27 protein-coding genes are annotated in these 25,229 nt (G+C 53.1%); 9 read left to right on the top strand and 18 right to left on the bottom strand.

Annotated features, from left to right (window positions below):
• From ACR0AC_RS21070 to ACR0AC_RS21060, 3 genes are all read right to left on the bottom strand, one after another.
• Nucleotides 1–199, bottom strand: a 199-nt coding sequence (locus ACR0AC_RS21070) for a DUF4345 family protein (RefSeq protein WP_480875922.1), incomplete at its 3' end; no start/stop codon positions are given.
• Between the two features lie 1,465 nt (nt 200–1,664).
• Complete coding sequence (locus tag ACR0AC_RS21065) at nt 1,665–3,209, bottom strand: ShlB/FhaC/HecB family hemolysin secretion/activation protein (protein WP_171644783.1); 1,545 nt, start codon at nt 3,207–3,209, stop codon at nt 1,665–1,667.
• Between the two features lie 219 nt (nt 3,210–3,428).
• Entirely contained in the window at nt 3,429–4,361 is a 933-nt protein-coding gene (locus tag ACR0AC_RS21060) for an SdiA-regulated domain-containing protein (protein WP_170470501.1), read from the bottom strand.
• Between the two features lie 181 nt (nt 4,362–4,542).
• Here ACR0AC_RS21060 and ACR0AC_RS21055 point away from each other — a divergent pair, with 181 nt between their 5' ends.
• On the top strand, nt 4,543–5,301 hold the full coding sequence (locus ACR0AC_RS21055; RefSeq protein ID WP_170520100.1) for a DUF4956 domain-containing protein: 759 nt from the start codon (nt 4,543–4,545) through the stop codon (nt 5,299–5,301).
• Here the strand turns inward: ACR0AC_RS21055 and ACR0AC_RS21050 are convergent, their stop codons facing one another.
• The 8 genes from ACR0AC_RS21050 to ACR0AC_RS21015 all read right to left on the bottom strand — a co-directional run bounded on the left by ACR0AC_RS21050 (nt 5,302) and on the right by ACR0AC_RS21015 (nt 10,657).
• Nucleotides 5,302–6,243, bottom strand: a complete 942-nt coding sequence (locus ACR0AC_RS21050; RefSeq protein ID WP_170520103.1) for a metallophosphoesterase family protein — start codon at nt 6,241–6,243, stop codon at nt 5,302–5,304. It lies immediately after the preceding gene.
• The gene (locus ACR0AC_RS21045; RefSeq protein WP_480536390.1) at nt 6,233–7,666 is read right to left on the bottom strand and encodes a hypothetical protein; all 1,434 of its coding nucleotides are present in this window, start codon (nt 7,664–7,666) and stop codon (nt 6,233–6,235) included. Before ACR0AC_RS21045 ends, ACR0AC_RS21050 begins: the two co-directional genes overlap by 11 nt.
• 19 nt (nt 7,667–7,685) lie before the next feature.
• Complete coding sequence (locus ACR0AC_RS21040) at nt 7,686–8,330, bottom strand: protein-tyrosine phosphatase family protein (RefSeq protein ID WP_480875919.1); 645 nt, start codon at nt 8,328–8,330, stop codon at nt 7,686–7,688.
• Between the two features lie 120 nt (nt 8,331–8,450).
• Nucleotides 8,451–8,624 (bottom strand): hypothetical protein, encoded by a 174-nt coding sequence (locus tag ACR0AC_RS21035; RefSeq protein WP_170470490.1) that lies wholly within the window; start codon nt 8,622–8,624, stop codon nt 8,451–8,453.
• A gap of 42 nt (nt 8,625–8,666) precedes the next feature.
• Nucleotides 8,667–8,972: a hypothetical protein gene (locus ACR0AC_RS21030; protein WP_170470487.1), complete on the bottom strand. Its 306-nt coding sequence runs from the start codon at nt 8,970–8,972 to the stop codon at nt 8,667–8,669.
• A gap of 52 nt (nt 8,973–9,024) precedes the next feature.
• Nucleotides 9,025–9,639: a hypothetical protein gene (locus ACR0AC_RS21025; RefSeq protein WP_170408626.1), complete on the bottom strand. Its 615-nt coding sequence runs from the start codon at nt 9,637–9,639 to the stop codon at nt 9,025–9,027.
• A gap of 55 nt (nt 9,640–9,694) precedes the next feature.
• A complete protein-coding gene (locus tag ACR0AC_RS21020) occupies nt 9,695–10,057 on the bottom strand; it encodes a hypothetical protein (RefSeq protein ID WP_170470484.1) in 363 nt (120 codons plus the stop codon).
• Nucleotides 10,058–10,357: 300 nt separating this feature from the next.
• The gene (locus ACR0AC_RS21015; protein ID WP_170337109.1) at nt 10,358–10,657 is read right to left on the bottom strand and encodes a hypothetical protein; all 300 of its coding nucleotides are present in this window, start codon (nt 10,655–10,657) and stop codon (nt 10,358–10,360) included.
• A 568-nt stretch (nt 10,658–11,225) separates the two neighbouring features.
• Between ACR0AC_RS21015 and ACR0AC_RS21010 the strand changes: the two genes are divergently transcribed.
• From ACR0AC_RS21010 to ACR0AC_RS21000, 3 genes are all read left to right on the top strand, one after another.
• Nucleotides 11,226–11,687 carry a DUF805 domain-containing protein gene (locus ACR0AC_RS21010; protein ID WP_480875916.1) on the top strand — a complete coding sequence of 154 codons (462 nt, stop codon included), beginning with the start codon at nt 11,226–11,228 and terminating at the stop codon, nt 11,685–11,687.
• 126 nt (nt 11,688–11,813) lie between these two features.
• Nucleotides 11,814–12,584, top strand: coding sequence for a hypothetical protein (locus tag ACR0AC_RS21005; RefSeq protein WP_480781831.1), 771 nt, complete (start codon nt 11,814–11,816; stop codon nt 12,582–12,584).
• The gene (locus ACR0AC_RS21000) at nt 12,568–13,104 is read left to right on the top strand and encodes a hypothetical protein (RefSeq protein ID WP_480781830.1); all 537 of its coding nucleotides are present in this window, start codon (nt 12,568–12,570) and stop codon (nt 13,102–13,104) included. Before ACR0AC_RS21005 ends, ACR0AC_RS21000 begins: the two co-directional genes overlap by 17 nt.
• Nucleotides 13,105–13,357: 253 nt before the next feature.
• Here the strand turns inward: ACR0AC_RS21000 and ACR0AC_RS20995 are convergent, their stop codons facing one another.
• On the bottom strand, nt 13,358–14,293 hold the full coding sequence (locus tag ACR0AC_RS20995) for a LysR family transcriptional regulator (protein WP_480875911.1): 936 nt from the start codon (nt 14,291–14,293) through the stop codon (nt 13,358–13,360).
• Between the two features lie 30 nt (nt 14,294–14,323).
• Here ACR0AC_RS20995 and ACR0AC_RS20990 point away from each other — a divergent pair, with 30 nt between their 5' ends.
• The 3 genes from ACR0AC_RS20990 to ACR0AC_RS20980 all read left to right on the top strand — a co-directional run bounded on the left by ACR0AC_RS20990 (nt 14,324) and on the right by ACR0AC_RS20980 (nt 16,254).
• A complete protein-coding gene (locus tag ACR0AC_RS20990) occupies nt 14,324–14,764 on the top strand; it encodes a DoxX family protein (protein ID WP_480627206.1) in 441 nt (146 codons plus the stop codon).
• A gap of 29 nt (nt 14,765–14,793) precedes the next feature.
• Complete coding sequence (locus tag ACR0AC_RS20985; protein ID WP_480708685.1) at nt 14,794–15,582, top strand: nuclear transport factor 2 family protein; 789 nt, start codon at nt 14,794–14,796, stop codon at nt 15,580–15,582.
• 171 nt (nt 15,583–15,753) lie between these two features.
• Nucleotides 15,754–16,254, top strand: a complete 501-nt coding sequence (locus tag ACR0AC_RS20980; protein WP_480875908.1) for a hypothetical protein — start codon at nt 15,754–15,756, stop codon at nt 16,252–16,254.
• Nucleotides 16,255–16,265: 11 nt separating this feature from the next.
• Here the strand turns inward: ACR0AC_RS20980 and ACR0AC_RS20975 are convergent, their stop codons facing one another.
• From ACR0AC_RS20975 to ACR0AC_RS20950, 6 genes are all read right to left on the bottom strand, one after another.
• Nucleotides 16,266–18,977 carry an AsmA family protein gene (locus tag ACR0AC_RS20975; protein ID WP_480875905.1) on the bottom strand — a complete coding sequence of 904 codons (2,712 nt, stop codon included), beginning with the start codon at nt 18,975–18,977 and terminating at the stop codon, nt 16,266–16,268.
• Between the two features lie 136 nt (nt 18,978–19,113).
• A complete protein-coding gene (locus ACR0AC_RS20970) occupies nt 19,114–19,857 on the bottom strand; it encodes a DUF3299 domain-containing protein (RefSeq protein WP_480875902.1) in 744 nt (247 codons plus the stop codon).
• A gap of 219 nt (nt 19,858–20,076) precedes the next feature.
• Nucleotides 20,077–20,457: a hypothetical protein gene (locus tag ACR0AC_RS20965; protein WP_170455709.1), complete on the bottom strand. Its 381-nt coding sequence runs from the start codon at nt 20,455–20,457 to the stop codon at nt 20,077–20,079.
• A 24-nt stretch (nt 20,458–20,481) separates the two neighbouring features.
• Nucleotides 20,482–20,754, bottom strand: a complete 273-nt coding sequence (locus tag ACR0AC_RS20960) for a hypothetical protein (protein WP_170455707.1) — start codon at nt 20,752–20,754, stop codon at nt 20,482–20,484.
• A gap of 190 nt (nt 20,755–20,944) precedes the next feature.
• Entirely contained in the window at nt 20,945–22,291 is a 1,347-nt protein-coding gene (locus ACR0AC_RS20955; RefSeq protein ID WP_480875899.1) for a metal-dependent hydrolase family protein, read from the bottom strand.
• 114 nt (nt 22,292–22,405) lie between these two features.
• Nucleotides 22,406–23,767, bottom strand: a complete 1,362-nt coding sequence (locus ACR0AC_RS20950) for a metal-dependent hydrolase family protein (RefSeq protein ID WP_480875897.1) — start codon at nt 23,765–23,767, stop codon at nt 22,406–22,408.
• A gap of 183 nt (nt 23,768–23,950) precedes the next feature.
• Between ACR0AC_RS20950 and ACR0AC_RS20945 the strand changes: the two genes are divergently transcribed.
• Together ACR0AC_RS20945 and ACR0AC_RS20940 are read left to right on the top strand one after the other, a co-directional pair.
• On the top strand, nt 23,951–24,976 hold the full coding sequence (locus tag ACR0AC_RS20945; protein ID WP_480586053.1) for a helix-turn-helix domain-containing protein: 1,026 nt from the start codon (nt 23,951–23,953) through the stop codon (nt 24,974–24,976).
• Nucleotides 24,977–25,047: 71 nt separating this feature from the next.
• Nucleotides 25,048–25,229 (top strand): GntR family transcriptional regulator (locus ACR0AC_RS20940; protein WP_480875894.1); only part of this gene is annotated, 182 nt, incomplete at its 3' end.

Below are 25,229 nucleotides of genomic sequence, written 5' to 3'. Positions count from 1 at the left end.
GTTTCGAAGCAGCTGCCAACCAAAACAGCGCGTTTGCCATGTAAAGACCCATAATCGCTCGGAAGACATGAGTCTGGTTCGTCCCTTCCACCGGAAATCCCAGCAAAACTGGGATCGAACTGCCGGGCATCAGACCGTATGACAACGCAATTGGCACGAGGCCAACGGCAGCAAGCAGAAGGACCAATCTAGCACTCATGGAGGACTCCTTCTCGTAGAGGTTTCGCTTTTTTGCGAAATTCCTAGTCGGTTTTTTGGGGCATCCGATGATCCGAGCCGGATGCCCAAACAGCACTCAGAAAGGCATATTTTATGCCTCATTAACCTTCTGAGCGATGACACCTTCGGTTGATGTCTATTCTTCAGCTTAACCTTGGTCGGAAACCAGCTTCCCACTCGGAAGAATTCCTCTAAGGTTTCAAGATGTGCCTTTACCAGACTGGCGCTACTGCTGCTTTCGTTTGACCGAAATAATGCAGCCAGAGTGTTTTGGATGTCGTGCCGGTACATCGCGTGCCATTGCGTCCACGTTTCCGAGGTGCCGCAACGCTCCGTTGTTCAGCAACACGCCTCGCCCAGCATCATACCGGCGCTGTCCAAATCCGCTGGCAACGCATTCCCAGTCTTCCTTGGCCGCCGCGTTGCGGAACCTCGGTAGGTCGTGCGGGTCATGTCGTCCAGGTGTTGCTGCGACGTGATCGTGTTTCTTCGCATTACTTTGGTGGGTTAAATGGTGGGTCACTTGTGTTGTGCCAGGTTGTTGGACAGTACCGGTTGTCGGCCTCGGCTTTGGGCGCATGATTGTCACGACGCCTTGTGGTTTCGGATGTCCTGGGACGGCCACGTGAGTTGCCGTCGGTTTTGGTGTCAACTGTGGAACCTGGCCAGGAACCGCCGTTGGAACCTGATTGGGGGTTGCGGTTGGGACAAGCGGTGGTGTCGCCGTAGTACCGCTGGGTTGCGGAACACGGCCGGGCACTGCGACCGGAATCTGGTTTGGTGTTGCAGTCGGGACGAGCGGTGGCACAGCAGTTTGTCCAGTGGGCTGAGGTGGGACCTGACCAGGAACTGCGACTGGTATTTGGTTTGGTGTTGCGGTGGGCACAAGTGGCGGCACCGCTGTTGGGCCGGTGGGTTGAGGCGGAACCTGGCCAGGGGTAGCGACCGGAACTTGATTGGGAGTTGCAGTCGGAACTTGCGGGGGCACCGCGGTGGGACCAGTAGCCAATGGCGGAACCTGATTTGGAACAGCTGTCGGAACCCGGTTTGGTGTCGCGTTTGGTGCCAGAGGCGGAGTTAGGGTCGGCGCTACTACCGGCGTGGGAACCTGACCAGGAACCGCTATCGGTGTCGCAATAGGAACCTGACCGGGAATTGCGTTCGGGACCGCGCCCGGCGCAAGGACTGGAACAGTAACGGACGTGGGCGTTTGCTGCGTTCCCTTAGGCGGCAATTGATTTGCCACCGGCTGAGTTGGACCAGTAACTTGATTACCTGCCCCTTGCCCGCCAGCCTGCCCGCACCCTTGGCTCGACTGGTGTGGGTTCCCTACGCCTCGGCACCACCCGTAGTGATTTCCGCGGGCAAAGACCTGAGTAGCGGCCAGTTCTGCAATTAGACAAGTTGCGGTAAGTACAGCAATTCGGTTCAGTTTCATAACATCCTCACCAACTTGTTGTCAGAGCAAGATACGCGCCAGGATCGCCAGAGTCGGTCAAAGGGCCGTCTCTCAAAGGGACACCGACATATCCGGACAGGAATAGATTTTGCTTAAACTCAATGTCCAAACCCAGACCTGTCGACGCCAGTGTAGCATTATCAACTTCGAAACTCGCAGGGTCATTATTCGAGATGTAACCCACGTCGAAAAAGGCAAAGGGCGTTAAGCGATGTATGCTCTGGGAACTGGGGAAGTAGGAATGAGACACTTCGAAAATCGCGGAAATCCCGGAATCACCATCCACTTCGTCAAAACGATATCCGCGCAAAGCGTAGCGATCACCAAGGAAGTACTCTTCGACAGAGGGCAGCCGGTCTGTTGTGTACTGCCCCCAGATCTCGGTGCGCCAAGCTGTGTTGGGCGACAAGCCCGTTAGTGGGCTTTCGTATCCGATGCCGCCTCGTAGATGCCAGAACGAAGAGTCCCCGTCGTCAAAATTCGCATCTGTCGTTTCATTGTCATTATCGCCAAAAGATAAGGTTAGCCCCGCTTCCAGAGCTTGTCCCTTTGGATAGTTTTGCCCGTAAAGATAAGTAAGGCCAACGACACTTGCGTCACTGGATAATGGAACGCCGCCACTGACTGAGTCCGCTTTTGAAAGGCGATAATCCAGCAGAAAGTATCCATATCGGGCTACATCTCGGATTACGGGGTAACCCATCGCGACGGTGAAGTTCTCGCCGTCAATATCTGTTCTCGCAAAATTTCCTGAGAGGTCACGTTTTGCGTTTATGTTCCCGTAGAAGATCTCACCGTACAGACCATTACTGTTCAGCGGGGTGCGATAGGTAAGAGCGCCCCATAAAGAGTGTTCATCGTCTTTGTCCCAATTGTAATTGCCTGAACCCTCAAATCGCAGCAGATCCCCAACGGTCAGTGTCGAATAAAACTCTTGTACGACATAGAAACTGAGCGCTTCCCCAAGCTCACGCGGAGGGTTGTCTAGTGTCGCACTACCGGCTTGTTTGCGCAGAGGTTCTCCCAATACTCTCAGCCGAGCACCAGCCTGATCCGGGTAATCAAGTTCGGTCGACACGTCCAAATCGGGTATGTCCTCGGCTAGCATAACCGCCCGCTCAAATCGTTTGAGAGTTATTGGATATGCGGTGGTGAGGGGCTGAAAAATCTTCTCTAGTGTTTGGAACGTGCGAGTATCTACGCCTTCAATTTCGATGGTTTGAATGCGCCCTTCATCAACAATTATGCTCTGCCCATCGGGACCGGGCCAGGCCTCAGCCAAGAAGTAACCGTCTTCTCGGTAGATCTGAGTAATCGTTGATGCGACCTCCACCGCTGTGATGCGCCCAGACCGATTGAAGGCCAATTGACCGGCAAAAGTTAACAGCTCATCCGCATCATACACCGTTACGCCGCTGACCGAGTGCTGGGACGCGATGTCCCAGGTTTGGGCAATGCTGCTTCTTGGAACTGATGCAGTGGCCACAAGAGTGCAAATGATCGCAAAAACAACTGAGCTGAATATGCGCATTTTTGACAACCTTAAAGTGACTGAGCATGTTGAAGTCCAATGTTATTATGTGGTTCGCATGTGTGAACCTGACGCTACTCGAATGTATTGATGGGTGATGTTTTTAAGAAACACAGTGAACAGAACGCGGATTTACTTAATATGCCGCACATACGACGGCGCTCAATTACACAACCCGGCTTTTCAACAAGTTAGAGTAGAGAACTAGTAGAACAGTCCTCACAATTCCGGTTGCTCAAAAACATAAAGCCGCGATTTCTTGGCATCGTCTGTCAGGATATAGAGAAGCCCTCTGGTCTCATCGAGGGCGATCCCTTCGGGATGTTTAACTTCTTTTTGTTTTCCATCTTCTGTGAACGTCAAACTGATAGACTTTACGGACTTGGACTCTGGATTGTAGACGAAGATCTGACGGCTTTTGTCACTCACAATCCAAAGAGAACGCGAGGACCGGGACCATGCCAGGCCACTCAAATCCAGTTCATCATCATCTATACGCTCGGAGATAAAACCTGCATCGCGGGCTAAAGGAATGATCTCAATAATTTCGTCTAGCTCTGGCGATAACACCATTAACAACCTTGGTTGTCCCTCAATGCCAACGAAGACCCGCCCGGATTCCGGGTCAACGGCGATGCCTTCGGGTCCCTTGTTCAATGGGTTGCCGACGAGTAATGCAGCGGCGGTCGGGTAACCTTTAAGAGATGCGAGAGGTATTGTCGTCAGTTGAATGGGGTCAGTTGGGTGAACGACTAGGATTGATCGGTCAGTTTCTTGAAGCACCAAAACAGACCCATCCTTTCGAGGTGCAACACCCTCCAAATCTGATCCTGCCAATGCTGGCAACTTGAAAGAGTTTCCTAATACCCCGTCGACTCCGAGTAGGTGCAGTTTAGGTTCGGCATCACTTACAGACCACAAGAAGCCTTCAGCGTTAGACATTGCCAAACCGGAAGGCTCTGAAAATCCCTCTGATTTGTCTGCCACCTTGAATTTATCGACCAGAACCAAACCAGCACTTTCGGCGTAGGCAAAATCGGTCCAAGGCAAGAAGGCTGCCGCAACCAAGCTGGCCGTAAAAGCGAATCGTCTAAGTTTGCAGAAACACCGTGAAATTTCAGCTTTTGACGAAAACACTCTGTTTTCTGTCATTGGATTCTCTCGCGCTTGGACCACATCCCTGTATCAGCGTTCGTATCACAGTCCGGATACGATGTCCGAAGAATGCACTGTAATCTCTTTACCTGATCCCGCCTGTTGCGATTGAATTGAATAGGGCACGATGTGCTTTTGTTAAGCGTAAGCCTTTGGCTTGAGCAGGAAGGAAGACAAGTTGAATACGACCCTCACACTTGTGACCGTGTTGTTGATGCTGCTGTTGCCAGGTGCTGCGGTGTCACAAGTCGACCCTGCGACGATGCTGGCCGGGGCTTCGGGGTCAGAAATCGTTATCGAACGCCGGTGGACGCAGTTTCGTGGCAAACAGGAACTGTATTTCTTTACTCTCGATGTGATCGTCACGATCATTCTGGCTGGCTTGATCGTCTATCATCCGGTGAGACGTAAAGCCCGTAGAAGCGTCCGCGACATAGTTATGCCAAGGCTTTTCTTCCTGTATGCGCTTATCGGCATGGCGGTTGGTTTTCTGGTGGTTCAGCATGGGTCAATGATCGGTTTTGTCATATTTGGAATCGGAGCGTTGCTCAGGTTCCGCTCCAATCTCGATGATCCGGTGGACACTGTCGAAATGATAATCGTGACTGTTCTTGGTCTTGCGGTCGGTTTGGGCTTGCCGCTGATGGCCACACTGGTGGCGGTTGTATGTTGGTGTTTCATTTGGCTCGGTGGACGAAACAAGGGTGTGGAAATTTCGCTCAAAGCTTCAGACGAAGAACACTCATTGAACGTCAGCGGGGCCATTGAAGCTATGGCCGCAGACGCTGGCTGGAAGCTGGTCAGAAAACACCACGTCCCCGGAAAGTCTCGCGTCTCATTGCTTTTCATCACCTCGGGAGGGCTTTCAGAAGCCCGGATAGAAGAGATGATAAACGATCTGGTCCCTGATAAAGTTGAGCTGAAACTCAACCTCTAGTCATTTAACAAGGTCCAAACGTTTCAACACCGCGTTCGGGGATCTGATCTCTTTCGGAAGCGACTTGAAGTTTACCGACCTTTCGAAATCGGGTCCTCGATATACTGCTATCCCAAACTCTCCGTTCGGCTGGAACGTAACATGAGTGAAGCTGTGAGGTGATCTGGCGCTATCGCCAATAAGCCGCCGCGGACCACCTCCCAAACAAGCTTGAGAGACATAAGCCACACCGTCTTTCCAACCGGGATAGAAGGCATGATGGTGGCCTGACAGATGCAGAACGACACCGCTTTCCAAATAGATTTTTTCAAGTGTCGGATCACCGATGATTTCGCGCTCGCGCTGGATCGCGAAGGGCCAAAGTGGGAGGTGACTGAAAGTGACAATCGGGTCCCCGTCTGCACCCAGTTCCTGTAGCCGGTCCTGCTGATCACCGGATAGCGGGCCCAGGGTCGTTGCATCCAGAGACGCAAACGTAATGCCCTGCATCTCAAATGCGTAGAAGAACGGGTAGTCATCCGAAACCAGGAAGTCGACGCTTGGTTTTCTCGGAGTCCATTCCTCTGCGTATATTTTTCTTTCACGCTCGAACCCTCGGTAGGCGGAGGCATCATGGTTTCCTGGTGTGACCGCAAATGGAATGCCGGCAGCCTCTAAAGGATCTGATACGGCCTCGTGAAACGCCTTCCACATCTCTCTGACCTGTTTGTCTGACAAGTTGGGAATGCGCTGTCCCGCGACCATATCGCCCGTCGAAATCACCAGATCTGGATCAATCTCGACTATCCGCTTAATCGCCTTGTCGACGCGGGCATCGTATTTCACCGAACCATAGCTGCCGTTCAGATCCGATATGACGATAACATCCAATGCCGCCGCTTTGCAGGCGATCAGAGTGGTCCAAATGAACGCCGCGAAAAGCGTAGAAAGCCTACGGGTCATTACAATCCACTGTCTCTACCTCGGTGTTGTTTCTCAAAAAGAATGCGACAGGATCCAAGTCGAACATCAAATCGCCATTTGAGCAATTGTCCTGGAGAATGGACGTTGCCAGCTCGGTGTTTTTTACAACTTGTGCAATCTGCCTGTCTGACAACCCAAGGCTTTGCGATAGCCAGCCGTAGACGGGACCTTGAGATTGAAGATCACTATTCAAAGCGACCAAGCGCCGATACACGCTTGGAGAGAAGTGCCGCATTTTCTCCAGCATTTGAGTGGATTTCGCGAAGTTGGCATACTCGACACGCCCGCCAGCATCGTTGTCGTTTAGATTGCTGCGACGGATCAATAACGCGTCGGCGGGAACGTCTCCATCGTTTGGCTCATGGTGCTTGGCTTTCTTATGCTTCAGCTTTCCGTCTTCGACCCAATACCAATAGGGTGTGAAGTCTATGTTTCCTACGCGGTCCTGCTGGCTAAAGATGAAATCGAGGAGTACAATCTCGGTAAGTTCTTGCATCCAAAATGCCATCTGTTGGTCGCTGACATCGGGACCGAGATCCTTGTTGATCATCCGGTCTCTTCGACCTTCTCCGACGCCCACTACAATGGCCTCTGGCAAGGGTTTTGAAGAACGCAAAGCCAAGAATGCAGGAGTTTCCTGAAAATCGCGGTTCTGACCTTTTCCCCAACCAGATTTACGGGTGCCGTTGATTTCCGAGCCGTATCGATGCCCAGGGCTATCAAGCAGCACACCGAATATTTGCGTTCGATCTGCGGTGAACAGATCGTCGGTTGGCTGGTATGAGTTCGGGTCAGCATCCGCAGCTGCGAAGACCCGCCAGCCTTCGTGGTTCATGCGCCCGCCATGAGAGCCACCAGAAATCGCAAGGCCAGGCTCGGCGACCTCGGAAAAATGCGCCTGGGCGTCCATGCTACGCCAAACGGCGACTGGAACTTTTACAGTCGCGTCGAAATATCTGGAGAAATGATAGTAAAGCAGTGAAGACGTGGAAAAGGTTCCACTGGTGCCTTTTTGGTTCATGGTGGACTTGAATTTAGCCACCCTGTCCTTAGCCAGATCTTTTGCCGCCTTCCCCTCTTTGCAAGCGTTTCTCTCGAATTCAGAACGGTTCCCCACGTAAGGTCCTTCCGAAATATCGTAGACTGCCATTCCTGGGCTGGTGCTCCAGGTTTTTGGGCAAATAGCAATTTCGGAGGCATAGAAATCGATCTCGCAATAGGCCGTTTCTTCCTCAAGATCGCTTTTCTTATACTCGCCCGATGGAACTTTTTCGATCCGAATACAGCGTTCAGTAACGCCGTTGGGACTATCAAATGTCGTGGCTTCACCGAGAACATCGTCGTTCGCCCACAAGACAGTGGGTGCAATTAAAGCAAGTGACCCCAGAAGATTGAACTTCATTTGGATAGTCCTCCCAATATCATTTGGGGCAAATCGCTGCCTGTTGCTCGTTGGAGATCTTCAATTTTGGGTCGACACTGAAGTTGGAAAATTTTGAGTCAATCCACTGGTCGCACCCGCCTGAACAAGGGGCTCCGTTTCGGGCATCATTCCAATATTCCTTGGCCCTTTTTTCTGTCCAACCGCAAAACTGAACGAGCGCCATCGCCGACAATGCACCTGAGGAATGAACGCCCCACATGCAGTGCACCAGAACAGGGCCCTTTCCAGGGTTTTTAATCACCTCGTGTATGGACGCCATGACAGCATCGGGTCGAGAGGATCTGGCGCTCTGATAGTCAAAGGATCCGTTTCCGCAGCTGGTGCGACCGTATTCAGTGTTTTTGCCGAAGTCGGCATAAAACCCGGTTGAAAACCCTTCGCCGCACAGAGTTTCGCGTTGACCTTCACTTAGGCCAGTTCGATCCTTGTCGCCGCCCTTGAAACCGGATCGATACAACACTCCGCTTAAGACTGGGCGAAAGAAAGCGACACCATCAATGCCTCCGTCACCACCCTTTGAAAGCATTTGACTGTTGCTTGGACCGCCATTTCGACTGGTCACGTCAGAATTCGCAGCGGTTGCGAGAACACCAATGAATATGAGGGACGCCAAAAACCGCATGCCAAATCCTTTCTATTCTTGAACCTTTAATGCTCAAACTCTTGCGACCTGATAGTCTCTCGGAAAGGCTAGTTCATGACAACCATATCAAGTGGGCAAATAGCTTTCCGCTGTGAAACTTTAGATGGGCCACACGAGATTGATGATAACGACGACTACGAAGTAGGCTAGAACAACTTTCCAGTTCCATTGGTGCTTGTTTTCTTCGTTGATCACGCCAGCCGATTTCAATACCAGGTTAGTGATGATTAAGGCGACAACGATGACCGCCGCGTGTGCCAGGTCGAATTGCAAGTTTGGGCTCCTTCTCTTGGATTTGGGATTGATGGAAATTTGTCAGCAGTCACCTGATGGCAGCATAGCTACATCTGAGTACCTTCCCTCAGACGTCGTGATCTGAGCACATGCACCTGTATCCTTGTTAAACCAGTACGAGGTCAGCCCTTCGCTTCGGATGAGTTCAAATCCGAGACTTTGGATGCCCATTTCAGCTTGGCCCGCTCTTGCCCCTTCAAATGGCGAAAGATCGCTAGAGCTGCCCACAGTTGGTGCACTTGAATCCACCGATCCGCCACTCTCTTCGCATGCTGCAAGTGCAGAAATACATACCGCGCCGATCACCATTAGGACATTGGTTCTCATGTGTTTTTCCTGGCTGTTTTGGGAACGTGTTCAAGGGCTTCTCGTCGATCACCTATTCAATTCCGAAAATTACGTTGTAGCCGACGGAAGAGTTGCTGCGATTGATAACCTCCACAACATGATCACCAGATTGCCAAAGCTGCCCTCGATACTCCTTGTCCGCCGACATTAATCCCAACAGTTCAGAACCATCGGGGTTACGAATAACGTAGTCTAAGGAGCCATTTCGCGGAGCAACGCGGACGTAAAGAAACTGTTCGTTTTTTGCCCCGAGAACATATTGCTGTGACGCTCCGGGCGCGAGTTCACCAACGAGTTCGGCGCCGGTGGAACCAGCATCGAATTTGACACGTTGGCTACCAGTAGACCCGGCGGCGCCTGCCATGGCTCCACCGCCATCATCCATCGCTTCGACAACCGACATCTCGCCGATGCTACCATCCTTGTACGCGATGCAGCGCCAAAGTGTTCCGCCTGCGTCTCGTAGCATGACGAGCGTGCCCGCTTCTGAGAACTCTGAGCTTTCAATCGTACCTGATTGACCGTCTGGTCCTCCAACCTGTCGCAAATGATCGATACACGCGTCGTCTGCTTCAGACATTGCAAAAGAAGCCGTGCCTGCGATTGCGAACATCGGTGCGAGGAATTTGAGTACAGCGAATTTCATCAGATGGTCCCTTGCTGGCTGATCCTTAGAGTTTTGTTCCGTACAAAGCGGAACCTCACTTCGCGTCTCGTAACTTTGACAGAAATTCATCGCATGCCTGCGCGCTGCCGACGATCTCGTCCGTCGTTTCAATTCCTTGCAGTGACGCCATTTCGGAATTTACGCGGTTGAGGATCTGATCCGCTTGCTCGGCGGTGATAAGGTTCTCAGCTTGTGCTCCTTTCAATGTGGTGCAGACACCGGCGGACAAGCCTGTCGCAACGCCGACACCCACCGCGGCCCCGCCACCCAAGGTCATCGCCCCAACCACGCCGAGGACGAGCCCGATCACAATTCCCAAGATTACTTTTCCCATGTTTTCCTCCCTTTTGGTGAGAAAGAGTTCAGCCACCACTACTGGCGCAATCTGCGTGCCCATCTGCAAATCAAAACCAGCGCTAACAGGTTGAGCGCCGGAGCAATCGCCGCGAACCACGGCTTGGCGGAATCCGAAAATAAGTCCGCCACAAGTATCCAAGGTAGTCCCAACGGCAGCAGGAACACTCCGGACAAAGGGTCTCGTTCCTGTCCCAACCAGCCAAATGTGCCCGTCAAGAATGCAACCAACGCCAACAGGTACATGACCGCGAATACGATGATGGTGGTTCTACAAACCAAGTCGAGCCTCAGCAGATCAAGCCAGTGCTGCGCAGCCGTTTTCAGCTACGCAGCAGACAGGTCACAATGCGCCTTCGTCGCCCAGGAACTCGATACCAGCTGTCGCGCCATCACTGTAAGCAATGCAATTCCAAGGAGCACGATCCTCGCCAACGCCGACTGTGACCTGTGTTCCCGCCTCGCTAAACGCGGATGAGAGCACCACGACTTGCGAATTGTTCGTCGTGTTAGCTACATCTCGCAAACACGCCTGCTGAGCCGGCGTGAGCTCGGCGGACGCGCTTGATGTACTCGTATCGTCGCAGGCCGCAAGCAGTGCGAAACATGTCGCGCCTGCAATCATCACCATCTTGTTAGACATTTTCTTCTCCCTCTGGTTCCCTTGAAATTAGTGAAATTGGATGCGCTTGTTTGAAGCTCCCGCGTCTGTGCAGCCAATTGAACATACCTTGATCCTGTGACTACCATTCCCAAAACTTGCCGCGGGGGGCTTGGTCGGCGGGAAGATATTTCGTTGACTATCGGGGCCGACAATAACGTGTGAAGGCCGAATGACGTCACTAGCAAATGCTAGAGCAAACTCTGGACAGAGGGCGAGTACGTTAAGTCTAAGCATCGCGTCCTCCCAGCGCTCAATCATTGTAAAGTGCCTTCCGACCGCCAGCACTCACTCCAGCAGTCGGAAGGGCTCGGCACAGCGAGCAGCAACGACAACAACGGAGGTAAAATAAAGTTGTGTCGAATTCGCATGTTTGAATCTAATTTTTGATAAATCAATATATTTTCCGCGCGTAAAATTATTTACGCTCTCTTGCGATAGGCTTCTGCTTTCAAACAAAAAGGTAAGTGGGAGCATCCTTAGGGGCGAGTGCGTTCTCCTGAGCGGCAAAGCGTTTGAGACCGCACAGAAAGTAAGAAAGGAGTGAAATATGGGATTTGGTGAAGCAGTTAAAACGTGTTTCTCGAAATACTTCCAGTTCTCCGGTCGGGCTTTACGCTCAGAATACTGGTGGTTCTTCTTGTTCGTGGTTCTCGTGAGTGCTGCTTTAGCTGTGCTGGATACGATCATATTCGGGACCAACCCAGAAACTGGGCAGGGATCTCGCGTCATGTCCTCTGTTTTCCAACTGGCTGTTCTCATGCCGATGCTGGCCGCCGGTTGGCGGAGGCTGCATGATACAGGACGACCTGGCTGGTATTTGCTGCTGCCGATGGCGCTAAGCATTGCAACGCTTTTTGTTATGCTGGGTGGGGTGGCGTTCTTCTCGGTGTTGGAGCAAGGGACCGAGAACCCTGACGCATTGCGAGGACCTGCGGCAGTCCTGGGCGTGACCGGTATTGTTGTTGTCTCAATTCTTCAATTGGTTCTGTCCATTCTGATGATCTGGTAGTTGACGCGCCCTTCGGAAGAAGGCGCAAACGAATACGGCGAGCCTGTTTCCTGACCTGGTTGTCCAGGCAACAAGCCGGAATTCCTGCTGAATGAAAGTCCGAACCGCAACACCATGGAGATAGAAATGAGTTTCAAAACGATTTCCATTGGAGCGTTGATGATGGCAATGGCGACCACTGCATCGGCGGAGTGGTCGTTCAGTTCCGGGCCTAATCCCAATGCATTTATTCAGACTGAAAGCATGACACTGGAGCTTCAGTGCAACCGTATCCGCTTTGCTCCGGCTGGATACGAGGACAGCCAGGACATTGTGGATAAGCAGGGGCTTTCCATTCGATTTTTGAAGAACGGCACCACCGAAGTTGGCGCATTTCAGGTTGGCGCAGAAAACGCTGCCGTGCAGATCGTCGACAACTATCCCGTCGAGGTCAGTTTCAATAGTCAGCCGGACTATGGTTTTGTTCTGGACCAGCTTGCGGCCAATGCATCGGTTAATCTGTCGATGATTGATCAAGATGTCAGCTACGGAATTTTTGACTTGAAAGGTTCCAGCGCAGCAATTCGGTCCCTTCGTTCTGCGTGCGATTCAGAAGTTAGCCAAGAGACCTCCTACGAAGCGCCCGAAGGCATCGTCTATTGTGGTGGCGGAGCGGTGAAACGCGTGATCGAACCCGTAATTTTGGACAATCCAGAGGGGGAGTGGGACGCGCGAGTAGCGGTTAACGGCGATTCGATCAGAGCCATGACGGCCTACAGTTACTTCGGAAACTCTGAGCCGCCGGCGGGATTTGTTGTCGCCCTGCTTGGGGAAGACAGGTCCGAATTTCTGATTTTTAACGAAGGCGCGGCAAACTGGCTGGAATACGGGGACTACAGGTATGAACAATGCAACTGAAGCCACCTTCCAACCGGCTTCCCAATTGGCAAGCTACTTGAAACGTTTGGTATCTGCGATCCTGCTTGGTTCGGGCCTGGTTTGGACCTCACCAGTTGTCGCGGCTGACGTTTCGCAAATTCCAACCGGTTTGCGAGCAAAGGTTGATCTGGCGGCGCAGGCATGCGCGGAGTTCAACAACGGTCAGTTTGACTTAGATTGGGGCGCGGTTGAAAGGGTCGATCTCGACGGAGATCTACAACGCGACTGGGTTTTGAATGAGTCTGGTTTTGCGTGTTCGAGCGCCGCATCTCTTTACTGCGGAACTGGCGGATGCATGTCGCACTTCTTGATTGAAGAGGAGGTTCAATCCTTGCTCAACCAGGGCTGGACGGTTGTTGATTTTGGGCGTCAACGCGTTGTTGTTGCGGATATTCATGGATCCAATTGCGACGGAATAAACCCAACGCCTTGCGTCACCGCCAGTGTTTGGGATGCGGACGCTAAGACGTGGCGCTCGTCTGCTGGCGATTGGGAATAAGTTGCATTTGAGAATTGCAGATAAGCCATAGGAGCTGGTTTGTTCGATGGGTTCTCTGTGGCACGCAAACTTATGGGCAAATCGTGCAAAGTTATGCGCAAATACCGCGCAGAGTTATGGGCAATCTTCCAAGATTTTCTTCAATGAAATCAATGTTGGGAGTGCAGCGTTATGAGCGCACCTACAGCGTTGTAGGGAACCTCAAAAACCGACAGCGTGAGCGATGCTGAAAAGCTCTCCGGTTTTCTGGCCGCTAAACATCCAGCTGGCTACGGATCCAGCTGAGAAGGGGGGATCGCGCGTCTCGCTCATGCCAAATCGCACGGATTCCCAATTCCGGCAGGGGAAAAGGGCAATCACGCGTGATTTGATTTCCGTTGATGGTGGCGGCTTGGGCGAGCGTCTCCGGTACAAAAGCGATTAGATTTGTTCCTTCCAGGAAGGCCGGTTGCAGATGCAGACTATCTGTCACCAGCCCAACCTGGCGTGGGGGCAAACCCTGATCCTTGCCAAAAAGGTGAACTGGGTCATCTTGTTTGGCCATGAGGCTCAGCCGGACATGTGGATATAGAAAGACCGTCTCGGCATTCCAGCTTTTCAACGCTGGGTGGGTTCGGTCCAATAGGCACACAAGGCGCTCGCGCAGTAGCAGCTTTTGAAGAAACTTCGGATTTGCCTGAAGTCCTGCGCCAATGATCAAGTCGGCATCCCCAGAATCGAGCATCTGGTAGCTGTGATCTGAATAGCTGTGAACTTCGAACACGATCCCTGGTGCTTGCTCTCGAATACGCCGAACAGCGTTTGCAAGGAAACTGGTGGCAATAAAATCATGGGCATGAATTCGAATAGTTGCGCTTGCGTTTTCAGGTGAGAATGTAACCGGTGCGGTCAGTACGCTGATCTCAGAAAGGATCGTGTTCAACCGCGCAGCAAGGCCCAGAGTGCGCGCTGTTGGCACCATTTCGCGCCCTTGCTTGACGAACAGAGGGTCGTCAAACAGGCGGCGCAATCTTGCCAGAGTATGACTCATGGCAGGTTGTGTTACGTTCATTCGCTGCGCAGCCCGCCCGACATGCCGCTCCGAGATGAGGGCTTGCAGAGATTTCAGTAGATTGAGGTCAATTCCATCAATTTCATTCATGTTAAGAAGAAGTAGTGATAATTTCCAATCATGTCCATTGAGTGCCATTTCCCTCTCGACCACCAGAGGAACGGATAGATGAATATTCTGATCACAGGGGCCAGCAGCGGCTTCGGAAAAGAAATGGCCATCAGACTTGCGGGCGAAGGCCAGACTGTGTTTGTCGGATTGCTGTCCGTCTTCTTCCTCTTCGCAAGCTCGATCAAGATCTTCGGCTGGCAGAAGTTCATATTTGAAACCCAATTGGCGATGTTCATCAAGTACGGGTTGAACCGGCAGATCATGGCCCTGGTTGGCGTGGTTGAATTGTTTGGTGCAATCGCGATCTGGTTTCAGGGATCATGGGTCGGGACTTTGGGCGCGTTGGCAATTCTTGGCACGTCCATCGGCGCCATTGGGTGTCATCTGATCTGGGACACCTGGAAAGAAGGCGTTCCTGCCATGGTCACAGGCACCTTGTCCGCTATCGTAGCCTGGTCTGGCCGTGACGCGTTGTTGAGCATTTTAGGTATTGGCTAAAACCAAACTGTGAAACGGGAGTACATATCGTGACTGACAGTATCCGCGTGGCAAATGCCAAGGGCCTTTATCTGGAAGGCATTCGTGATGGCAAGATGGTCGATGCGCTCGATAAATATACCGGGGATCGCTACACGCAACACTCAACGGGTGTACGTGATGGTAAACAAGGTTTCATCGAGTTCTTCACACCTTTTCTTGAGCGGAATCCGGTGCGCGACATTCAGGTTCTGCGCACCATCGAGGATGGGAATTTCGTCTTCGTTCATGTGTATCAAAGCCTCAACAACGGTGAAGCCCAGTGGGTAACGGCCGATATCTTTGATACCGACGACGACGGTAAAATCGTCGAGCATTGGGATGTGATTGCCGCGTATAAATGGCCAACCGTCTCGGGCCGCAGCATGGTGGATGGCCCAACCGAAATCGAAGATCTCGATCTCACCGAAGCCAACAAGACCGTGGTGCAAGGGTTCATCGACAATGTCCTGATGGCCGGACGCACCGATCTTGTGAATGACTACATATCGACCGACCAATACGATCAGCACAATCCAGACATAGCCGACGGATTGGAAGCTTTCTCCAAGTATCTTGGAGAGGTGACGAATGGTGGAAAAACCGCGCAATACATCAAAGTTCACCGACTACTCGGCCAAGGAAATTTTGTGGTTGCCTTTAGCCATGTAAATCAAGACGAGGACGATTGGGCCGTCTTTGACTTGTTCCGGCTCAAAGGTGGAAAGATCGTCGAACATTGGGATGTTCAGGAACAGATTGGCCCGAAAGAGACTTGGAACAACTCTGGCAAATTCTAGAGGAGTAGAGCGTCATATTTTCTTTGGCCGAGGCCGAAGATTATTGCCTCTTCAGGGCTAGGGCGCGTTGATTTCGGTTCAACATTCCAGAAATTGAATGGTTGTATTTGAATAACCCCGCGCGATACTCTGAACGCAGCTTATACCTTCGAAACTGGTGTGGAGTATCAAATGAAGAAGTTGGCGCTGACAGCAATGGCATTGATCTCCACTGGCGCGGTGTGGGCCGCCGGTATGGAACGGTGGGGTGAATCCGGCGACTGGACAATCCTGATTGATCCCGAAAAGGGCAACGGCTGTCTTGCGTGGAAACCGTTTGAAAATGACATGACCGTTGAAATCGGCGCGGCACCCAATCAGGCCGGTGGCTTTTTTGCCGCCTTTAATCCGGCCTGGGTTCAAATCGAGGATGGTGCGACAGGGGTCGTACAGTTCGACTTTGGTGATGCGAAATTCGAAGGTGAAGCGGTTGGTGTCTTCAAGAATGGCGTGCCCGGTGGCTACGCCTTTTTTGACAACCCGGCATTTGTAACCGAGTTTGGAAAACGCCAAAGTGTTACGATCATTGGTGAAAGTGGGGCCGAGGTGGAGCTTGATCTCAGCGGATCTGCCAAAGCCATTGAGGCCGTTCTGGCGTGTCAGGCCGAACAGCCGGAGCCGCTGAAGAACTAGGACGCGCCCGATTATTCCAATTGATTGATGTCTGGCACACATGGCTGCCTTTCGGCAGGCATTTCATCAGCACCGCCCGGAGCCTTGTTTCTGGACCCGCCCACATCCAGCTTGAATTTTGGCGACGAAAGCGGGCCAGTCACATCAAAGGGCCAGGCGCTTCGGGAAAGGGGTTTACCCACGCGCCGCGGCTCCGCTCGTATTGCTATCGTATCGTTCAGCCAGTCCACGTGCCCCCTGGCCACCAATTGAACTGATCCCGTTTCAATGACAATGGAGTTTGAACTGACCCGCCCGGCCTGAATATCGACCGGAGCAACCACGCACGTGATGTCGGTGTAGCCTTGTCTGAACTCTTCTGAAAACAGCCACGGGAAAATACCCAGCCCGGCCAGTTCCAGTAGACTGGTACTAATGTAACCTTGCGACATCGACAAAGACGCATTGCCGCGCATCGAGTTGACGAAGGCCTTGCCCGAGGCGGTACTGCCAGAAACGTTGAACTCACCGCTCAATCGCCCATAGGCATCAATACCTATGCCCAACTCATCAAGGATTTCGCCGAATTCCCATCCCGAGGTCGATCCTGACAAGGAAAGCCAATCAGGTGAGTCAATCAGATCCATGACCGCCCTGACGCTGAAATATCCGCCACCATAAGCCATCTGGAGCGGGCCGAAATCCACGGTTCCTTCTTTGGCAGACAATTGGCTGGAAACAGATGTAACGCCTTGCTGGCCTACAATCTCTTTGAATTCGATCCGTACCTCGACGTCAGCTTCTCGCAGCACGCGTTGTACATCCAGAAGATCGGCAGGTTTCCCTTTTTCCTTTGGCAACACCAAGGGCTGGACATTTGTCTCCTTCGGTAGAACCAAGGGTTGAACTTCAGTTTCAGGTTTTTGCGAGGCCTCGCCTACCAGGCCCTTCAGTTGGTCCAGTACGGCGGTGAGGGTCTTCAGGTCGTTGAGATCGAGCCTCTCGCTCGTAATGTTGCCCCGAACGACGGATGCACCTTCGGGAAACCGCGCATCCAAAGCGGCAAGAAGATGCGAAGACCCGGCTTCGAACTCGATTGCGGCATCAAAGTCTTCGCCCTGCCTGGAGGTTTCAGCATCGATCGCCAGAGCGCCGATTTCGACAGGTTGCAAGTTGAGCGCGGTCAGAAACTGCGCACCGTCGTCGACATCCAGTTCCACGTCAAAATCAAGACCAGCGAGCCCTTTGAGCTCGTTAACTGATAGCGCAAGATCCAGCGCCCAGAGATCGGTGTCGTAAGTGGTCGCGTTAAACCTGTTGAGTGAAACCGGCCCGCCCGCATTGGATATGTTGAAATCGGCTTTGATGCCGCCGAATTGGTAAACATAGTCTTCTTCGAGGTTGGGCAAAATCAACTTTGCGGGCCCGTTTAGCTCACCATCGAATGTTACGTCCTGAAGCTGAAGCAGGTCGAGGATTTCACCTTCGGCTTTGAGGACCGGTTCCTCAACTGGCCCGGCTTGCAGCGCGATGCCCAGCATGGCCAAACGGCCATCCGGCATGCGGCGAATGCTTTCGATTGAGGCTGGGCCGATTACGTCCAGCCCCTGGTCAAACGCATTGGTCTGGAACAGCAACTTCTCGAATTCGAAGGAAGCCAGCGATCCGACCATATGCATTTCAAAGCCGGTGAATTTCAGTTCTTGTACACTTTTTGCTGCTGGCGGCGGTTGCCCTTCGGGATGAAGCCGCGCGTTGAAAAGCAGATCGACGCCCTGAGCGGTGTAGAGGTCATCTATGGAACCCTCAGCTTCAAGTTTCTGCCCATCCTCAAGGCTTACGGTGGTTGTAAACGCTTCGATTTTTAGGGCGTCTTGGGACATGAGTTCTGCTTGCAACTGGCCATTGCCTTCCAAAACCCGTTCCAATCCAATGACGTCCAGAAAATCACCGAATTCTCCGGTGTCCATTTCCAAGACCGCGCGATAGCCGCCACCTTCGTCTTCCGCCAATGGCTCGCCGTCATAGCTTACGGTCATTTCGCCAAAGCTGGCGCGCGTCGTAAATGGCGCGGCATGGGGGTAGTCGCCTTCGATTTCGAAACCCTGACCGTTGACGGAGCCGGAACCAGAGACCTTTGACCGTTGTCCACTATCTACTTGTTCGAGCGCGAGGGACTGAAGGTCAAATACAAACGAGAAGCCCGAGACCTTGTCATCGATGTTTAACCCGATTGATGTGAAACGGACGTTCTTGTCGCTCAGGAAGTTCAGGATTCCACTGCCTTCTGTGTCACTCTCATTGGCACTATCAGCGCTGGCGACGTCTTTTTGATCCTCCGCTGATACAGGTTCTTCTGACGCGGGCTTGGGTGTTGGATTGCCTTTTCGCCAGCTTGTTGTCCCGTCTGCGGCTGTAAGAATATTCGCCTGCAGGCCTTCCACGACCAGATTGTCAAAATGCAGATGACCGTTGGTCAAAGCGGCAATGTCCAGCTCCAGTTCCAGCAGGTTCAATTCAACAAGGGGTGAGTCCGGCATTGTCAGGCTCGGGATGACCACACCGCCGACGTAAATGTGACTAATGCGGCCAAGCGCGACGCTTACATCATCGTTGACCAAAAGTGGTCGGCCGATTTGTTCCGAAAGAACTCTTTCTACAAGGTCGCGCCGCAAGTCCGAAAACATCGGAGCAGCAAGCAATAACCAAACAAAAGCGACTGCTGCGAATGCAAGTAATGCCACAAACCCAATTATTCTAAATAGCCAAACCCTCATACACTCCCCTATCGCCGCTTGTGTCGTTCAGTCTCTCATGCAGATATTCCGCCCACCAAACTGAACGCCCGTTCTGAACCTTATTCAGGTCAATTGGCTCGTGTCACTCATCGTCTCTGGTAGCCCCGCCAGTCGCTTTTGTTCTTCCCATCAGCACACTTGCCCTATTGGTGGTCGCCTCTTCGGAAGTCTTGGTTGGTCCAAAAGTCTGAACGTCATCGACCTCCAAAGAAAACGCAGCCTTCATGAGGACGGGACCATCAACAACCAGCATTTCCTTCTGCGTCGGGTCGATCCTGATTTGACCGGTTACAACGATGGGCTCGTAGACCGTCGATGGCGTCCATGAATCACTCAGGCGCAAACGTACCATCTGGTTCGGGGGCGGAGGTGGAACATGGCTGCACATTCCACGTTCGGGCACGATATACGCCATTTGGGAGCCATCTTCGTCGCGGGGTGCCGGGATCACAAATCCACCCAATGAAACGGTCACGCCATCGATGTCGATGTTGGCGGCCGTGCCCGCCGTCTCGCGTCTTTCCATCACAACCCAGCGTTGGGAAATCAGCCAGTCCGCATCAATGCCTTCCTCAGCAAGGGTTGCTTCGGTCGCCTCGATATCCATTTGAAGCTGTTCCGGCGTCGGCCCGCCTTTCTCTAGCTGCGCGCGCAACCGGACCAATTTGCGAAGCGCGCTAAGCTGTTTGCCGGTCAATTCGACGAACGGATCTTCGTAATTCTGAGCAGTTTCATCGATCAAGTCTGACCACTCGATACGTGCGACTTCCGAATGAGCCGGCAATGCCAGAAAGAATGCAGCAATCACAGCATAAGACAGTCTCATTGTAATATGCTCCTCTTTAGTCCGGTGAACGATTTACAATTCGCAACTGCACCGCGTGTGGTCATTCCTGTAGCAAGTGCAAAAAGTACAAGAAGGGGCTCTATCGTCGTAGCGCCTCGGATCCGGTTTTTGAACTTGGGCCGGGGTTCACAGTATGATCGCCCCGGCCAGCTTCAGGACAAACGAGGTAGTTCTTGCCCTGAAACATTGAACTTTCGCCTAGTTTAGAAGATCACCGACGATGCCGACCGCATCGACAACGGTAGACAGATCATTCGTAACTTCGAGGACTTCGTCATCGACCAGAATGTAGCGGTTTCCTTTGCCCGGCTCCCCCAGCTTCCATTTGGAAAGGTCCCCAATATCCTCGAACTCCAGATCAGATGGGAGCTTGGCACCGCGCGTGTAGCGCTTGATCTGACCGGGCGGCACAGCCTTTGGGCCTTTGCCGGGTTTGTCTTCGATCTGAATGCTGACATCACCTTTCTTGCCCCCCTTGTTCGGCTTTTTACCCTTGTTGTCTTTGGCAAAGGCATCGCTGCCTCCAAGGATGAAAAACACAACTGCTAAGGCTGCGAGAATTCCGTATGCGATCTTCATAGATTGTTCCTTTGCTTCCCAACATCATTCGACCGGCGTTGAAAATTCCGGCACGCGCTTCAGGGCTTCGATCATGTCCGCGCTCGTCATCAGTTCGATGAACGTATAGTCTTTCAGAACCCCTTGGCTCAGACGCGAAATATACATGGCCTGCACCATGCCCGGATCGTCCGGGAAGCGGACGGTGATGTAGTTCTTGCCATCGGCCAGTCCCCAGAAATAGCTGATCATCTCACCGCCCATTGCGGCGAGCGCAGCGCCCATGTCCTTTTCCCGGTCGGTTGGGTTGTCGATCATGATTTGCCAGGCATCGGGGTTTGGTTCCCCGATCCCCAGGTAGTATCGGCTGTGAGACTCCTCCGTCGCTGCTCCGGAAACTCCAATCCCAACTGCGCAAAGAGATACTGCGATTGCCTTGTTCATTGATCGCTCCCCTGTTCAGGATCGACGGCGCAAGGCGCAGGGGCCAATTTTCCGCATACTCCGATCATTCGAGTGTATTCTTGTAGAAGACGCCGTCTTTCATGATCACACGAATGGTCTCAAACCCTCGATCACGCGCGGGTGCATCGAACCACTTCGGGTTGGCTCCAAGAACCGACAGGTCCTCCAGCGGGTTTCCGTCGACGATCAGGATGTCGGCATAGGCCCCTTCTTCGATCACGCCCAGTTTGTTGGGATAAGGGTTCCGCCGCCCTGTCAGTTGGGCCAACTCACCCCCTGTTGATGTGGCCGCGACCAGGAAAGCATGGTTCCCCAGCAATTCAGCGAAATAGTACTTTTCAAAGTCGCGGTGCGCGCGTCCAAATCCAATGGTGGACAACACGGTGTCGACGTTATGCACGATCTTGGGTTTGTACTTCTTGATGTACTCAATGACGTTTTCTGACCCGACCAGATATTCTTCCAGTTTCGGTTTAACCGTCGGCATCGAGAAATTGGGATGATCAAGCAGCGCCGGGTCCATTCCAGCCACATTTAAGGCCCAGAAGATACCTTCATCCGCTATGCGTTTGACGGTCTCCTCGCTCACCATCTGAGCGTGCTCCAGTGACTTGACGCCTGCGTCGAGAGCCATTGTGACCGTTTCGTCAGTATAGGCGTGGACAGTCACATAGGTATCAAAGAAGGACGCAGCCTCGACCGCTGTCGAAATCTCATCAACGTTGTAGGCAACGGACCAGAGCGGATCGAGCTCGGATGACACACCGCCGCCGGCCATCAGTTTCAGGAAACTTGCCCCATGCGCGAAGTTAAGCCGCGATGCCTTCCGGATTTCCGCGGCACCATCAGCAATATAGGACAGGTTGAACGTATTGGCGACGTCGTCCGATCCCATGTTGAAGGTTCGCTGCTCGGGGTTTCGCCAATCACCATGTCCGGATGTCGGGCCGATGGCGGCACCTGACGCATAGATACGTGGCCCGTCTACAATCCCCTTGTCGATCAGTTCGCGCAGACCCGATCCCATTCCGCCGGTATCCCGAACCGTGGTGTAACCATCGTAGAGATAGTCGCGGGCATTTTCGGCCGCAGTGGCCCCGATCTGATCCCATTTGGCGGCCTGAAGACCCGAGAAGGATTGCACGAGCCCTGTCGCGTAGAGATGCACGTGACTGTCAATCAACCCCGGCATCAACGTGCGCCCACCCCCGTCAACAAGCGTCGCATCAGGCGCATCAATACCGTCGGTCGAGACTGTCTTTATGAGATTGCCTTCAACCAGAACATTCGCGTTTTCGATCCGCTCTTCACTAATTCCGTCAAAGATATGCACGTTGGTGAACAAGGTTTGTGCGGGCGCGTCCTGCGCCAACGCGCTGCTTGCTGCCAAGGAAACAAGTCCAGCGATTGCTGTCAGTGGGGCCAGTGTTTTCACGTGTCAGTACTCCCATTTATCAAGCTAAGGGGGCGCGGGATGTCGAGGTAAATTCACCCCGCGCGACACTCAATCGAGTGTATTTTTGTAGATCACGCCATCTTTCATGATCAGATCGATGTTATTGGTGTAGTCGACCAAGATCTCAGCGTCCTCGACCGGGTTTCCTTCAACAAGCAGCAGATCGGCATATGCGCCCTGTTCGATCACGCCCAGCGGGCCTGCTGTGTAGGGGTTGAGCTTTCCGGACAGCGCCAGAAGTGCGGCCGATTTTGACGTGGCCTGTTGCAGGATTTCGTGTGAAGTCCACGCCTCCAGCCGGTATTTGAACTCGTCATTCTGCTTGGTCAGAGCCACCGGGTCGCCGATGATATCGGTTGAGAATGCAACGTTTTCGATCTCGTACTCTTTCAACAGTTTCATCTGGTTGCGCGCACCGGCCTGAACATCAAGGAATTTGGGCGCCGCTGCCGGGCCAAGCGCCTTCTTGACAACTTCCTCATCAAGCCCAAGCAGAGAATAAAACGGGACAATCCAGGCGCCAGAATCCTTGATGGCCTGGGCTGATACTTCAGTCATCAGTTGCCCATGTTCTATGCTGATGACGCCTGCTTCCAGTGACCGCAGGATCGAGTCGTCGTTATAAGCGTGGACCATGACATAAGTCCCCCAATCGGCCGCTGCGCGAACCGATGCCTCTAACTCTTCCGGCAATCCTTGAACGGTGTGCAACGGATCAACCGAAGATGACACACCACCACCTGCCATCACCTTGATCTGGACCGCGCCCATGCGCAGCGCTTCGCGCGTTGCACGTAAGACTTCGGGCACGCCATCGGCCAGGAACTCGACATGCTGGTTGAAGAAAGAGGGCTGCGCCCCCATGAAGTTCGGGTGGGGTTCGGTATAGACTCGATGCTCGCCATGCCCGGAAGTCTGCGAAATGACCGGCCCCGATGCGTAAATCCTTGGGCCCACGGCCTTGCCGCGGTCTATCGCTTTTTGCAGACCAATTGCCGGGCCACCCGCATCCCGAACGGTTGTGAAACCACGTAGCAGCATCTTCTCGGCCTCAATTGTGGAAACTGCGCCCCAGTACATCCAGTCAAAATTGTCCCTCAGGTCCGCGACGGGCTCGGTGATTGCCATATGTACGTGCGCATCGATCAAGCCCGGCATCAGCGTTCGCCCACCACCGTCAATGATCTGGGCATTGGCGACGGCCAACGGTTCCGCTGATACCTCGGCAATCAGATTGTCCACGACCAGAACGTTTGCGTTCTCAATGCGCTGTTCATCGACACCGTTAAACACGTGCACGTTGGTAAAGAGGATCGGGAAGTTTTCTTCCTGCGCACAAGCCTGGCTCGCGATCGCCAGACTTGCAAAGACCGCTGTTGCAGACAGTATTTCCTTTAATCCAAGCGTCATGGCGGCTCTCCAATCGCGAATCACAAATGTTGATTTATGAATGTGATTTTAGACTGACCGCTGAAAATTGCCTGACAATATGACCGGTCCGGCCAAATTGACTTGGCATTCTGCAAGCTTTCGGCGCCTTTTCTGTGTGTTTGCTGTCTTTCTGTCATAAACTTCGTGATATTTGAGGGCGACATGGACGCATTTGAGCAAAAAACAAAGAAGGCGTTGCCGCTGGTCCGGGCATCGGTTGCTGCACCCGTTGTAGCTGCTTTGCGTGGCGCCGGTGTTGAACCGGCTTTTGTTTTGGACCCGCTGGGCGTGAGCGAAGCTCAGGTGATGGATCGCCAGAATTTCCTGCCACACGAGACGATCTATAAAATCCATCAAGCCGCTGCTGACGCAACATCACCGGATTTCTGCGCGCAAGTTGGTCAATCAATCGACCTTGTTCGGTTTCTGCCTCTTGGTGACATGTTGGCCAAGGCGTTGACGCTGGGCGACTTTTTTACGCGCTACACTCAAGCCGTCTCGAAAGAATCCAATGCGGTCACGCAATCGCTGCTTGTGGAAGGCGAGCACGCCTATTTCAGTGCCAAGCGGAATTTCAAGCTTTCGGTTTCGCCCGGGCAGACCGACGCATTTCTGGCAAGCATCTGGATATCATTGCTGCATCGGGTTCTGGATTTCAGATGGGACCCGAGCCAGATCATTTTACGGGTCAGCGAACCTGACGTGCTACCCAGGCATTTTCATGGTGTTCATGCCATCATGTGCAGCCCTCAGGGTTTTTCGATCCGGTTTCCCTCGACCTGGCTGAGCCATCAGTTGACCCCGGAAATATTGGAGAATCCGTCAGACCTGACACGCGCTACCCTCGACCAGCATGCGCCTCAGGATTTCTTGGCCGGGCTTCAGGGCCTGATCCGGATTCACCTGGCCGAGCCGGGATTTGGCGTCGATCAACTGGCGCGGCTGTGCGGTTTCCACCGGGAGACATTGAACAACCGGCTGGCCCCTTACGGGCAATCAGCCTCTCAGGTCATGTCTGGCGTCAAACTGGAAGAAGCAAAGAGGCTGCTGGGTCCGGCAGGGAAGTCCGTTGGTGAAACCGCACTGCGGCTTGGCTACGCAGACTCCACTGCGTTTTCGAGGGCGTTTCGAAATTGGTCCGGAATGTCACCGTCGGCTTATAGGAATTTGGTGAAAGGGCAGGGCTGACGATCACTGTTGTCGAATCGTTCTGTATCCGGTTGCATGCACTTGGATGCAGCAAAAGCGACGTGAACATGATGACCCTTCAGGACGCTCCCTTACAACCTGGTCCACAAGGCAATTCTGCGTATCAGCGCCTGCTGGACGAGATTCGCGAGGGCACTCTTCTGCCCGGCGACCGGCTGCGTGAGATTGAGCTCTCGGAACGGTTGGGCGTCAGCCGTACCCCGGTGCGCGAGGCGATAAGGCAGTTGGAGGC

This window comes from Ruegeria sp. H7 (genome assembly GCF_056532945.1).
The sequence above is the reverse complement of the archived record's forward strand: the minus strand, read 5'-3'. Positions and strand labels throughout refer to the sequence as shown.

Excerpts from the sequence above, each read along its gene's own strand:
- ACR0AC_RS20980 (WP_480875908.1), top strand. The coding sequence starts at position 15,754 with ATGAAGAAGTTGGCGCTGACAGCAATGGCATTGATCTCCACTGGCGCG.
- ACR0AC_RS21045 (WP_480536390.1), bottom strand. The coding sequence starts at position 7,666 with ATGAAGTTCAATCTTCTGGGGTCACTTGCTTTAATTGCACCCACTGTC.
- ACR0AC_RS20945 (WP_480586053.1), top strand. The coding sequence starts at position 23,951 with ATGGACGCATTTGAGCAAAAAACAAAGAAGGCGTTGCCGCTGGTCCGG.
- ACR0AC_RS21025 (WP_170408626.1), bottom strand. The coding sequence starts at position 9,639 with ATGAAATTCGCTGTACTCAAATTCCTCGCACCGATGTTCGCAATCGCA.
- ACR0AC_RS20970 (WP_480875902.1), bottom strand. The coding sequence starts at position 19,857 with ATGAGACTGTCTTATGCTGTGATTGCTGCATTCTTTCTGGCATTGCCG.
- ACR0AC_RS20960 (WP_170455707.1), bottom strand. The coding sequence starts at position 20,754 with ATGATCGACAACCCAACCGACCGGGAAAAGGACATGGGCGCTGCGCTC.
- ACR0AC_RS21020 (WP_170470484.1), bottom strand. The coding sequence starts at position 10,057 with ATGGGCACGCAGATTGCGCCAGTAGTGGTGGCTGAACTCTTTCTCACC.
- ACR0AC_RS21015 (WP_170337109.1), bottom strand. The coding sequence starts at position 10,657 with ATGTCTAACAAGATGGTGATGATTGCAGGCGCGACATGTTTCGCACTG.
- ACR0AC_RS21060 (WP_170470501.1), bottom strand. The coding sequence starts at position 4,361 with ATGACAGAAAACAGAGTGTTTTCGTCAAAAGCTGAAATTTCACGGTGT.
- ACR0AC_RS21040 (WP_480875919.1), bottom strand. The coding sequence starts at position 8,330 with ATGCGGTTTTTGGCGTCCCTCATATTCATTGGTGTTCTCGCAACCGCT.
- ACR0AC_RS20990 (WP_480627206.1), top strand. The coding sequence starts at position 14,324 with ATGAATATTCTGATCACAGGGGCCAGCAGCGGCTTCGGAAAAGAAATG.
- ACR0AC_RS21010 (WP_480875916.1), top strand. The coding sequence starts at position 11,226 with ATGGGATTTGGTGAAGCAGTTAAAACGTGTTTCTCGAAATACTTCCAG.
- ACR0AC_RS21065 (WP_171644783.1), bottom strand. The coding sequence starts at position 3,209 with ATGCGCATATTCAGCTCAGTTGTTTTTGCGATCATTTGCACTCTTGTG.
- ACR0AC_RS20950 (WP_480875897.1), bottom strand. The coding sequence starts at position 23,767 with ATGACGCTTGGATTAAAGGAAATACTGTCTGCAACAGCGGTCTTTGCA.
- ACR0AC_RS21050 (WP_170520103.1), bottom strand. The coding sequence starts at position 6,243 with ATGACCCGTAGGCTTTCTACGCTTTTCGCGGCGTTCATTTGGACCACT.
- ACR0AC_RS21000 (WP_480781830.1), top strand. The coding sequence starts at position 12,568 with ATGAACAATGCAACTGAAGCCACCTTCCAACCGGCTTCCCAATTGGCA.
- ACR0AC_RS20995 (WP_480875911.1), bottom strand. The coding sequence starts at position 14,293 with ATGGCACTCAATGGACATGATTGGAAATTATCACTACTTCTTCTTAAC.
- ACR0AC_RS21030 (WP_170470487.1), bottom strand. The coding sequence starts at position 8,972 with ATGAGAACCAATGTCCTAATGGTGATCGGCGCGGTATGTATTTCTGCA.
- ACR0AC_RS21005 (WP_480781831.1), top strand. The coding sequence starts at position 11,814 with ATGAGTTTCAAAACGATTTCCATTGGAGCGTTGATGATGGCAATGGCG.
- ACR0AC_RS20965 (WP_170455709.1), bottom strand. The coding sequence starts at position 20,457 with ATGAAGATCGCATACGGAATTCTCGCAGCCTTAGCAGTTGTGTTTTTC.